This window comes from Pseudoalteromonas sp. L23, assembly GCF_021728455.1.
Classification (GTDB): Bacteria; Pseudomonadota; Gammaproteobacteria; order Enterobacterales; family Alteromonadaceae; genus Pseudoalteromonas.
This window is the reverse complement of record NZ_JAKKCW010000008.1, coordinates 121,245-133,635: the sequence shown is the minus strand read 5'-3', so window position 1 is coordinate 133,635 and position 12,391 is coordinate 121,245. Positions and strand designations below refer to the sequence as shown.

9 protein-coding genes are annotated in these 12,391 nt (G+C 45.2%); 7 read left to right on the top strand and 2 right to left on the bottom strand.

Features of this window, described 5'->3' with window-relative positions:
- Positions 1-87: 87 nt before the first annotated feature.
- From L3V43_RS14495 to L3V43_RS14470, 6 genes are all read left to right on the top strand, one after another.
- Positions 88-2,358: a TonB-dependent receptor gene (locus tag L3V43_RS14495; RefSeq protein ID WP_237116818.1), complete on the top strand. Its 2,271-nt coding sequence runs from the start codon at positions 88-90 to the stop codon at positions 2,356-2,358.
- Between the two features lie 2 nt (positions 2,359-2,360).
- Entirely contained in the window at positions 2,361-3,311 is a 951-nt protein-coding gene (locus tag L3V43_RS14490; protein ID WP_237116817.1) for an alpha/beta hydrolase, read from the top strand.
- A 9-nt stretch (positions 3,312-3,320) separates the two neighbouring features.
- Positions 3,321-4,562 (top strand): lipase, encoded by a 1,242-nt coding sequence (locus L3V43_RS14485; protein WP_237116816.1) that lies wholly within the window; start codon positions 3,321-3,323, stop codon positions 4,560-4,562.
- Positions 4,563-4,683: 121 nt separating this feature from the next.
- Positions 4,684-5,736 carry a helix-turn-helix transcriptional regulator gene (locus tag L3V43_RS14480; RefSeq protein ID WP_237116815.1) on the top strand — a complete coding sequence of 351 codons (1,053 nt, stop codon included), beginning with the start codon at positions 4,684-4,686 and terminating at the stop codon, positions 5,734-5,736.
- Between the two features lie 48 nt (positions 5,737-5,784).
- Entirely contained in the window at positions 5,785-7,410 is a 1,626-nt protein-coding gene (locus L3V43_RS14475; RefSeq protein ID WP_237116814.1) for a Na/Pi cotransporter family protein, read from the top strand.
- A 142-nt stretch (positions 7,411-7,552) separates the two neighbouring features.
- Positions 7,553-9,592, top strand: coding sequence for a prolyl oligopeptidase family serine peptidase (locus L3V43_RS14470; protein ID WP_237116860.1), 2,040 nt, complete (start codon positions 7,553-7,555; stop codon positions 9,590-9,592).
- Between the two features lie 67 nt (positions 9,593-9,659).
- Here the strand turns inward: L3V43_RS14470 and L3V43_RS14465 are convergent, their stop codons facing one another.
- Positions 9,660-10,325, bottom strand: coding sequence for a hypothetical protein (locus tag L3V43_RS14465; RefSeq protein ID WP_237116813.1), 666 nt, complete (start codon positions 10,323-10,325; stop codon positions 9,660-9,662).
- 200 nt (positions 10,326-10,525) lie between these two features.
- On the opposite strand from L3V43_RS14465, the gene L3V43_RS14460 reads away from it, so the two are divergent.
- Positions 10,526-11,704: an acyltransferase family protein gene (locus L3V43_RS14460; RefSeq protein WP_237116812.1), complete on the top strand. Its 1,179-nt coding sequence runs from the start codon at positions 10,526-10,528 to the stop codon at positions 11,702-11,704.
- A 74-nt stretch (positions 11,705-11,778) separates the two neighbouring features.
- Here the strand turns inward: L3V43_RS14460 and L3V43_RS14455 are convergent, their stop codons facing one another.
- On the bottom strand, positions 11,779-12,387 hold the full coding sequence (locus L3V43_RS14455; protein ID WP_237116811.1) for a glutathione S-transferase family protein: 609 nt from the start codon (positions 12,385-12,387) through the stop codon (positions 11,779-11,781).
- Between the last annotated feature and the right edge of the window lie 4 nt (positions 12,388-12,391).

Below are 12,391 nucleotides of genomic sequence, written 5' to 3'. Positions count from 1 at the left end.
TAAGTTGACTGTTTTTGTCCTAGCTATTGAATTTTCTTCATTCCTATACTGGAGAACATAATAATAACGACGAAAAGGTTACTCAGCATGATTGCAGCAACTCAATCACATAGAGTCAGTTCAACCAAAGGTATACCACGGCATACACTATCACTTCTGATAGCGGCTGTATTATCAGGCCATAGCTATGCCGAAGCAGAGTCCACGCTTAGCACTGAGCAAAACAAAAAAATTGAGCGGATCAGCGTTACCGCAACGCGGCAAACCGAAAATCTACAAGATGTCGCGCTTGCGGTGACCGCCCTCTCCGCCTCAGAGCTTGAGAAGATGAACGTACAAGATCTCGGTGACCTGGCATCTCACGTTCCAAACCTTAACCTGCACTCAGGTGATGCTTCCAACGCCGTCATTTATATTCGCGGAATTGGCCAAATTGACTCTATCTCGTTTAACGATCCCGGCGTTGGTGTGTATCTCGACGACGTATATCTTGGGCGCGTTCAAGGTGCCTTTTTAGATGTGGTCGACCCGGAACAAATCGAGGTATTACGTGGTCCACAAGGCACCCTTTACGGTCGCAACACCATAGGTGGCGCGGTGCGTTTCAGTAGTGCCAAACCTTCGCAAGACAACGAAGGATATGTCAGCGTGGCACTTGGAAATTATAATGCTCGGACGATAAAAGCTAGCGTCAACGGCGCATTGATTGAAGACACGCTCTCTGGGCGTTTTGCAATTGCCAAAAGTAGTCGAGATGGTTTTAGTGAGAATCGCTATAACAATAGTGACGACCACGACAAAGATACCCTAGCATGGCGCGGCAGTTTACTTTATCAACCAAGTGAGAATTTTTCGGCCTATTTAGTCGTCGACGGCTCGAACGCATCCCCCTCAAGCTCACGCACTCCACATCGAGAAACGCCTATCTATTCGGTGATAAAAGAAGGCTATTATGCACCTGAGGAAGACCCATTTGTCGTCGACGTTAACTACAACGATTTAGAAGAACTGGATACCTCGGGAGCGAGCTTAACGCTTGAATATCTCAAGGGCCACTCGGTATTTAAATCCATCACTGCTCGACGCGAAATGGAATACCGCACGCACTTAGACTTAGATGCCACCCCCGATGCATCATTTGGTATTTTTAATTTCGAAGATCAACAGCAAATAAGCCAAGAATTTCAATGGTTATACAAAGACGACCAGTTCTCCTTGGTATCTGGGCTCTATTACTTTAATGAGGACGATCTGAGTTTTGGCGGCTCCGTTGCTCCGGACTTTTTCGTTATGGTGGCACCAGACGTTTACCTGCCTTGGCCTGTGATTAACGCAGGAGAACGCGATCAAGAAAATACCAGCTCAGCCCTCTACGCTAACCTCTCTTGGTCTTTGACTGAAAAGCTCGACGTCACGCTTGGCGCACGCTACACCATAGAGAAAAAAGAAGTCACGTCCAAAGGCGAGGAGTTTTTTGGCACCGGTGTAACAACGGCTGAGGAAATGGAAGCGGTATTCGGCACAGGCATTGGCTATAGCCCTACAGGCTACAGCGCATCCAAGGAGTGGAAAGAGTTTACCCCAAAAGTGGTGTTCGATTACACCATATCTGACGACAGCATGGTTTACCTGAGCGCCGGAAAAGGGTTTAAAAGTGGCGGTTTTAACGGCCGGATCACCTCATTTGCACAACCTTTTGAACCAGAAACCTTGTGGAGCTATGAAATTGGCTCTAAGTCCTTATTAAATAAGCAGAATATTCGCTTAAATACCGCGGCTTTTTTCAATGACTACAAGAACTTTCAGCTCAGCCGCTTTTCTATCGACCCCGACACCGGCGCGTTTTTATCACTGTTTGAAAATGCAGGTAAAGCCACCATTTATGGCGCTGAAATGGAGCTCGAAGCCGTGGCTTCCGATAACCTCACTCTGAACCTCAACCTAGGCTATTTAGGGGGCGGTTATGATGAGCTCATCGGCGACTTTGGGAAAGAAGTCAGCGATGAAAGAGAGCTGGTTAATTCACCCAAATGGAATGGCCGTGCAGGCTTTGAATACTTCTTTAGCGCTTTTACGCAAGGCGAATTTTCGCTACGTGGTAGTGCCGCCTATCGCAGTAAAACCTATCTCACCGTGAGCAGCTCTGAGGTACTCGCACAGTCAGGCTACACCCTCTTTGATATGTCACTACACTACCGCTCCGCGGACGACAGTTGGGAAGCCAGTTTATACGGCAAAAACTTAGGCGATAAACGCTATCGTCAACACGGCTTCGATCTTAGCGCAGCACCTGGGGTTCAACTTGGTTATTACGGCGCGCCTAGAACGTACGGTATCAACCTTAAATATAAGTTTTAATTATGAAATTAGACAAACAAACACAAGCACTGTTAGACGACCTCGCGGCTCAAGCTGGCGACATTCATGACATAGAAATCTCCATTGAGACCTCTCGACAAGGCGCAAGAGCGATGTTTTTAGGACTCGCGGGAGAGATTGAAGCACAAGTAAGTAGCCAAGACCTACACATTGAACACAATGGTATTCACGTGGGCGTTCGCTGTTACCGCCCAGCGCAGCCTTTGGCAAGCCCCAGTCCCGCGGTGGTGTTTGTCCACGGCGGCGGCTGGTCTTTAGGAGATGTCGACTGCTATGACGGACTGGTAAAAGACTTATGCCAGCAATCCGGTGTCGTTTTTTTCAGTGTCGAATACAGCCTCGCGCCTGAGCATAAGTTTCCATGCGCCCTGCAGCAAGTGCTCGCCGTAGTAGATTGGCTGCAAGAAAACCACCAGCAGTTGGAGCTAGACCCCACTAAGATTTCACTGATGGGCGACAGTGCAGGTGGTAACTTAGCGCTTGTTGCAGCGCATAACTTACATCAACAACAGCCAAACACCCTAAGTAACTTATACCTAGTTTACCCTGTGGTTGACTCTTTTTCTCCCCATGAAACCTACCCGTCGCGCATGCAGTATGGCGATGGAAACTTGTTGCTAACCAGAGAGGCAATTAAAGACACCTGCAACTGGTATCTCGCACCCGAGCAAAGCGCGGCGGACGTCAATGTCTCGCCATTATTTATTGAAGACATGACGCACCTTCCTGCCACTAGTGTGTTGCTTGCCGGCTGCGACCCACTTTACGACGAAGGAATACTGCTCGCCAAAAAACTAAAGCAAGCGGGTGTGCTTAATACCCTAACCTGCTTTGAAAATACCATACATGCGTTTTTCTCCTTTGCCGTGCTCGACGTCTGCAAGCTCGCGCGCAGTAATATCGCCAATCAGTTAAAACATGACTTGACCTAGGATAAAAATATGAAAATCACAGACACAGCGTTGCGCGCTCACACTTATGGGTTGCTCGTTTCTATCTCACTCGCAGCAAGTGGTTTAGCGCACGCATCAGCGATACTTGAAGCCACCTATACCACGGGTATTAACAATGGCTGGCAAAAGATCGAAAGGTGGCGAGATAGCTCAGGGCATATCGGCAATGAAAGCTTTCCTGCCGACGGCCGTGGCGATCAATCAGGTCAGCGTGCTACTTTCTTTGCATCTAGCCAACCAAGTTCTGCGCAGTTTCTGCTTTATCATGCGCCGGGTTGGGATAGTAACAGCCGCCAAACACCGGTGTTGCTGATCCACGGTGCCAATCAAGATGCCGATTTAGCTTGGGCAAATCCAAACGAGGCAGGTAGTTACGGTTGTGGTCGACAAAACTGCCCTTCGCAAGGCTTAATGCAAGCGCTTGCCAATGATGATTACAAGGTTTTTGCCTTAAATCTGGCGCATAAAAATGGCGATGGCTTTATCTGGGCGGAGCAGATAGCCAATGCCATCGCTCAGGTTAAAAATAAGACGGGGGCAACGCAAGTCGATTTAGTCACTTGGTCAAAAAGCGCGTTTAATGCCCGCATGTATATTTCTTCTTTGACCAATGCTTGGAGCACTAAATTTAACAGTGATGTACGCAAACTGGTGATGCTCGGCGCCCCCAACTATGGCATTGATTGGTCATTTCGTCACGGCGTTAATCATACCTATGGTGCTTATTCGCAATGTGGCGGCAGCATAAATGGGCCTACTGCGCATGATCAAATATTATGTTTTGGCCTGTGGTATTCGAGTTCCGAGTGGGTTTACGACTCGCCTTACTTTCCCGGCTCCGCGCAGATGTTAAAAGCACTAGATGATAAATATGCACTGCCCACCACAGAGCAAGATTGGTACACCACTTACTACGGTGGCTTAGGGTTTGTGAGCAAAGGCCGAGGTATCGCAACGTTTACAGTCAACTCACTGGTAGACCAAGTTCGTAGCGCTGGCACCGACAGTAGCGTTCAAGTTTATAATCTTTGTGGCGATCAGGCCGATATGGCATTTATTCACAATGAACATACCGGCCCTTCCGATGGCGTTGTATTTATCAGTAGCTGCATCGACAGCACAGGAATAAGTAACTTGGCGGGCTCGGCGGTTGTGGCCACCAACCACCTAGAGCTTGGCTGGGAACCCAGTGCAATCAACCAAATCAAAAATTGGTTAAGTGCACCCTAGCAGCCCCCTCGGCGGATGGTGACAAAATACTGCACTAAAGTTGCAACGCAAAACTATTGCTATCTTGAGTTGATGTTGATTAACTGAATTGTTGAGAGTGACAGGATGAGCTTACGTATTTATGTCAAACACCGCCATTGCACCTTGCTACGTGCAATTGATGCAGCACACACTCACCGCAGCAAAACTGGAATTTGCTGCGGTCGCGCAGTATTTGGCTATCAATAAAGCTATTGACGCCCTAGATGCCATTGAGTTTATGCGCGTGATGGAACACTGTGCTGTCGAGCTCAATGACGAAAGCCTAAACCTCAACCGCAAAAAGCTTCTGCCTGGCACTAACGAATTTGTATTCAATAGTCTGCGCCATTGCCGCACCATTACTCAGCTCTTACAAGAGCTTGCCCGTGGCTATAACTTTATCCACGCGGGGACCTACAATTTCTGCGAGGTGTCACACTCTCAAGTGAGTTACATAATTGATGATGCAGCCTTTGACTACGCCACAGCCGCTGACGCACAATTTTCTCGCTGTATGTTAGATAGCATGCTGATATTGATCCATGGCCTCGTAAAATATGTGTGCGCCGAAACCACCCGAGTTCAACTGACACAAGTGCAGACCAAAAGTGACTCAAGCTCGCTGCTAAACTCGGTTATCACCCACATTCCCATTAAACCCTTAAGTAATCGCTACTTACTCACCTATCAATACCAAGAAACGAATCAATCATTGGATTTGGCGAAGCTAGAGCACCTAACACTCAGTACCATTTATCATTCGCTCGCAAACACACTCCATCACCAGCAATCGATCAACGACCATGCTAACTTGCTCGATAAAGTCTATAGTGAGCTTAACGCGGGAACACTGTGCCAAGAACAAATGGCTGACAAGCTCAATATCAGTCCGGCAACATTAAGACGAAGGCTCGCTGAGTATCAAACCAGTTTTAGACAACTCAAAAATAACGTACAGAACAAGCAGGCCAAACTGCGACTGACTCAAGGCAGTAGTTTTTATGAGGTGGCGCACACGCTACAGTTTTCAGATGAGCGTAGCTTTATCCGTGCGTTTAAGTCGTGGAACGGCGTAACGCCTATGCAATTTCTGCAGAGTTTGAGTTCTACGGTAAAAGTTGACGTTAAACAAAGCAAAGCACAACAAAAGTGATATTGTGCAACAAGCAAACAGAGTAAAAATGTAATACGTGGAAGGGATATGGAAACACTTCAACTTGCAGGAACGCTACTCGGCGGTTTGGGGATATTTTTAGTTGCGATAAGCATGATGACAGACGGCCTGAAACTAGCGGCCGGATCGTCACTGCGCCGAGTGCTTGGAGTGTGGACCAAAACCCCTCAGCGCGGTATTGCATCTGGCTTTTGCATGACAGCCTTAGTGCAGTCATCCAGTGCGGTTACCGTGGCCTCTTTGGGCTTTGTAAATGCCGGTCTTATTACCATGCATCAGGCGCTTGGTATTGTCTATGGCGCCAATGTTGGCACCACCATCACTGGCTGGTTGGTAGCCGCGGTTGGATTTAAATTTAATATCCAAGCTATCGCACTCCCCTTGATAGGCATTGGTGCCTTAATGAAGTTGCTACTTCCTCGCTCGCGACTGGCATCGGCAGGCATGGCCTTGGTTGGTTTTGGGCTATTTTTTATCGGTATTGATATTCTCAAAGGCGCATTTGAGCATATTGTCGCTGCGTTTGATTTAAGCCAATTTACCGCAGAGGGAATAAACGGCATGTTGACCTTTTTGCTGGTAGGTATGGTGATGACAACCCTTACTCAATCCTCCAGTGCTTCCATCGCCTTGACCATTACCGCCGCTGCTAGTGGTATGATTGGATTATATGCCGCAGGCGCGATGGTCATCGGTGCAAACGTCGGCACCACGTCAACATCTATGCTGGCATCCATTGGCGCAACGGCTAATGCCAAACGCGTCGCGGCGGCTCAGGTAATATTTAATGTGTTCACCGCGATGGTCGCTTTTGCGGTGTTACCTGTGCTGTTTTATCTCATCAACCATTTTACCGCGCTTTTCGGCGTCACTGCTGATCCTGCGTTGTCATTGGCACTCTTTCATACTTTGTTTAATATTTTGGGCGTGCTACTCATCTTTCCACTCAATGACAGGCTCGCGGGCTTTTTAATGAAACGCTTTTGCAGTGCCGAGGAGACGGCTTCGAGGCCACGCTTTTTAGATAATACCATCGCCCAAACGCCAGAGCTTGCAATCAATGCGTTATTGCTTGAGTCCAAACTCGTTGCAGATAAGGTGTTGGCCCAATTTGATAAATGCCTACTCCCGACCGATAAGCTCGCGGTTGAACAGGCACTTCATGCAGTTCAATCTCTGTGTCAGCAAATTAGCCTTTTTATTGTGTCGGTAGAGCAATCAGCATTATCATCACAGACTACCTCACTACTCGCTAAACTCATGCGTATTGAGCAGTATTTGTTTACTTGTAGCCACTGTGTAGAACAATTAACGGAACACGCTCCATATAAGCAACTCGCAGAGCATCATGACTTGCATGCACAATTGAATGAATACCAAGCCCAGCTTAGCCACTTCATGAAAACCAGCTTACATGGGCAAAGCGTAACACCTGCAGAGCTGTTGCAGGCGCAAGAGACATTGCAACGTTTACATGACGATGTGAAGGACGACTTAATTCTAGCAGGTACTCACGCATCACTGGCGATAGATAAGATGGTAAGCAATATCAATACACTGGCGGAGATGTGGCAACTTTCACAGCAGTGGCATAAAGCGATGTTGCTGATCCACGCCATTGAAGCACAACTCTCTCCATCGCAAGCAGATTAAGTGTGAATCGATGTAAGCAGATCACGTTTTTTTAATCAGCACACATTCCTATTTTGACGACTTGATGATAAAACGTAATAAATAACTATAAAATAGGGACTAAGTTTTGAGAAAAAAAATTACTAATATTGCGACACTATGTATGCTCACCACCTTTGCTGGTAAATCGATAGCATTAGAAAAAGATCCATACCTATGGCTTGAAGAGATTGAAGGCAAACAAGCGCTAGAGTGGGTAACGGCACAAAACGATAGCTCACTAAAACAACTCAAAAGCCACAGCCAATATAATCATATCTTTCAAAATACATTAGATATTATCAATGATCGGTCTCGTATTCCGTACGCAACTGAACGTGCAGGTTATTACTATAATTTCTGGAGAGATGCGGAGCATGTAAGAGGCATATACCGCAGAACAACTCTTGAAGAGTATAAAAAAGCGGATCCTAAGTGGGAAACCATTCTCGACTTAGATGCGCTAGCAAAAGCTGAAGACGAAAACTGGGTTTATGGCGGAATGAACTGTCACTATCCAAAGTATGAACGCTGTTTGGTATACTTATCCCGCGGTGGTGCTGATGCAAAAGTCGTGAGAGAGTTCGACATTCCAAGCAAATCTTTTGTAAAAAATGGGTTTTATTTACCTGAAGCAAAAACCTCAGTATCTTGGTTCAACGAGAATTCAATATTTGTTGCAACAGATTTTGGAGAAGGCTCATTAACTGACTCAGGTTATGCTGGAACGGTTAAAGTGTGGCAACGCGGTACGCTGCTGGACGACGCTAAAACGGTCTATCAGGCAAATAAAAGTTCTATCAGTGCCGGAGGCTTTACGGTATACGATCAAGGCAACACAAATCACTTTCTATACGATTCTACAAGCTTTTATACTCGCGACGTCTATAAACTCGAAGGTGATAAGCAGATAAAAATTCCAGTGCCTAGCGATGCAAGCCTCCTCGGATTAAACAATGGCATGCTCTTTATCCAGCTAAAATCTGCTTGGAAGCACTTTTCACAAGCAGAAGTAATATATGCCAACATTAACGATTTGGGTTCTAAAAATATCCAGTTTACAAGCTTAATCAAGCCAACAGCAAATCGTTCAATAGAAAATTTGAGTTTTACCAAATCAGCCATACTAGTTACCGTGTTAGATGATGTAAAGAATAAGGTTTTCCGCTATATGCCTAAAGCTAATGGGCAGTGGAAAATAGACCCAGTGAACTTTCCTGATACCGGTTCATTATCCGTTTTTGATACTGATCCCAATAGAGACGACTTTTTTGTCACCTACACGGACTTTTTATCACCGACTAGTCTTTACTTAGTCGATGGTAAATCACTTGGAACAACCAGACTCAAAGGTAATAAATCACATTTCGACGCAGATAAGTTTGTTACCCAGCAAAAATTTGCGACATCAAAAGACGGTACAAAAGTGCCTTACTTTATTGTTCATAAGAAAGATATCAAGTTAGATGGTAGCAATCCTACTTTATTATATGCCTATGGTGGCTTTGAAGTTTCTATGCAGCCGTACTACTCGGCATCAACTGGTAAAAACTGGTTAGAACAAGGCGGTGTTTATGTGCTTGCGAATATTCGTGGCGGCGGTGAGTATGGACCAAGCTGGCACCAAGCAGCACTAAAAGAAAATCGCCACAAGGCGTATGAAGACTTTGAAGCCGTAGCAGAGCAGCTGATAGCAGATAAAGTAACCAAGCCTCAACATTTAGGTATTAAAGGTGGTAGTAACGGCGGATTGCTAGTGGGCGCCGCTTTCACTCGCAGGCCTGAACTTTACAACGCCGTTATTTGCCAAGTGCCATTACTCGATATGAAGCGTTTTAATAAGCTACTCGCTGGCGCAAGTTGGATGGGCGAATATGGTAATCCAGATGTTCCTGAAGAGTGGGAATACATTAAAACGTACTCGCCTTACCATAACCTAAGTAAAGACAAACAATATCCGAAAGTATTTTTCACAACCTCAACCCGAGATGACCGTGTTCACCCAGGCCATGCACGTAAAATGGTTGCTAAAATGAAAGATATGGGATTTGAAGTTCTGTATTTTGAGAATACCGAAGGTGGCCATGCAGGCGCTGCAAACAATGAACAGCGAGCGATGGTAAATAGCCTTGAGTTTGTTTACCTCATGGACAGGCTCAAATAGCTTTAAATTTTACTATCTAGTACGTTAAAAGCGCTCAACTTCATATTGAGCGCTTTTCTCATTTCACCTACTCGGCAAAACTAAGCTCCTGAGATTCAAGCGAAAATTGCTCGCCGGTATCCAGTGAAATTTCAATATAAAATACATGGTTCTGTTTGTAAGTAGGTTCACTGTTCAGTGCAAACTGGATAAATTCGCTCGCATTTTTATCTTCCATATCTAAAAACTCGGATATTGAAAAGTAGTCATTTTCACCATTATCCAGCCTACGATAATCAACCTGATTAGAGTAATCGGAACCGATATACACGATGTCGAACACCTCATTTAAGCTTGAACCTGCAGGTAACTCGTCACTAAACGCAGCGCTAGAGGTAATATTTATATCCGTGATTTTTTCATTGGTATACGGGGGAACAGGTGAGCAGGCATAAGCGGTGCTAATTAAAGAAAACTTAAAACTCGGTGCACTTAACTGCGCTACAGACTGCGTGTCAGCTTTAAGCTGAAATACGAGCGTTTGATACGAAATAGGTTCAACGCCATCATATTCAGTGTTCACCCACTCATCTACCTGATCAGCGCTAAACTCACCGAGGTTAAAGCCGGTTATATCAAACCTTGAGTTACCAACACCACCACATTGACCATCATCAGGACCACTACTGTCGCTATTACACCCCACTAACCCTACTGCTAATGCTACGCTTGCAAATATCAATTTTGCTTTCATTCTGGCTCCGTTTCCAGCAAGATAAAGTCTCTATTTTGAGTCCAAGACAGGATAAAAATAAAGTCGGTCAGCCACTTTATTTGTTATTAAATGTTCTCGTAACAACGATTCAGCCTGAAGAGTCGCTTTTCTTCAATATTTTAGTAGGCAGAAAATATAGTATAACCACCTGATAAAGCATCCAATGTAGGGATAACAGAATGCACAATAACGCGCGGTTTCATTATATTGATAATATGCGAGGCTTGGCACTATTGCTTGGTGTTGTTTTTCATGCGGCCTTAGCATACGGCCCTTATTTTCATAACCTTTGGATCAGTGTCGATCCAGACAAAAATGTCTTTTTTAACTACCTCGCCATGTGGACGCACCTATTCAGGATGCCACTATTTTTTATCATCGCCGGCTTTTGTGCCGCCCTGCTTATTCAAAAACGTGGTGGTAAAGCTTATATTCAAAACAGGTTAAAACGACTACTCATTCCCTTTATTATTTTCCTACCGCTCACCTTACTGGTGTTATTACATGCGATGCATTGGGGCAGCAGTGTTGCCAGCACCCCACCACCGTTATTTGGTGTTATGCAGCAGATAAAAGAGCCACAGGTGACAAGCATGCATTTATGGTTCCTATGGTATTTAAGCCAGTTCTGTGTGTTATTTTGGCTGTTACACAAGTTTCCAAAGTTTTATCAACACACTCTCGCTATCGTTGTTAAACCAGTCTTTTTATGCGTTATATTGCCGGTTATCATCACGGCATCTATGTCCAATTTGATGGTGCCATTTCCAGCTCCTGATAAACTGCAACCTCATTGGTGGGCTTACGGGTTTTATGGCTCTTTATTTTTGTTGGGAGCAGGACTATTTCATCATCATGAAGTGGTAACTCGCTACTCAAAACAATTCAATTGGTTATTAATTACTGCCTGCACTTCATTGGTTGCATACTTTTACTTTTTGCCGCTATCACCGTCGCTTGAAAAAGTCATCATCGCGGTCAAAACAGGCGACGCAACGCCTGAAAAAATCAATTTGATCAGCGTTGTAGTTCAAACCATCGCCATTCTCAGTTGGACTGCTGTCGCTTATTTAGCTGGGTTCAAATGGTTAAATCAATTTAACAAACAAAGTCGCTATATTTCAGACGCATCCTATTGGATTTATCTCATCCATATTCCGCTCCTTGTGTATATTCAACTTCCTCTTACGAACCTTGAAGTACCTGTCTTCATCAAGTTTATTATTGCTCTATCTCTGACGGTGACGATAGGCATTATTAGCTACCATTATATGGTTAGAAATACGGTGATTGGTATCTTATTAAACGGCCGAAAAGCCAAGCAAAAAAATGTAAAAGCAGGCATGTTGACGGAGTGAACTTTAGTAGAGGAAGTCGGCGTGCGAAAGTTACTTTCGCAAAAGCCAGAGCAAACCTCTGGCTTTTAAACAGCCTAACCGTAGCTGCGTGCAGCTTGATATGCGGCGCGAGCTTGCACTTTTTCAAGATAAGCCTTGATATTGACATGCGCTGTGAGCAAACCGACTTTGTCTGCGATTTCTAGCATCACCGTCATCATAATATCGGCGGCGGTAAAGTCGTTGCCTGCGAAATAGCTTTGCTTGGCGAGTGTGGTGTCTATATAAGAAAAGTCGACATTGACTTCTTTAGCAATGTAACCATCCATTGGTTTATCGCCTGTACGCTGCTCCATCTTCATCATCAAAGATGCGATCACCGGCAGTGCCAATGATCCCTCAGCAAAGTGCAACCATTCTTGATATTGATAGTACTCAGGAGTCCCCGCACTTGGTCGCAAACTACTGTCTTCTGCCTTATCTAGCAGATATTCCATGATGGCTCCAGACTCACATAAAACTAGGCTGTCATCGACCAACACGGGGGCTTTTCCAAGCGGATGCACCTGTTTTAGGCTTTCGGGTGCAAGACGCGTTTCAGAGTTTCGCTCGTGCTCCACAAGGTCATAAGGCATGTCGAGTTCATGTAAAAGCCAAAGTACTCTTGTCGAGCGTGATTCGTTTAAGTGGTGAACAGTTAACATCTAA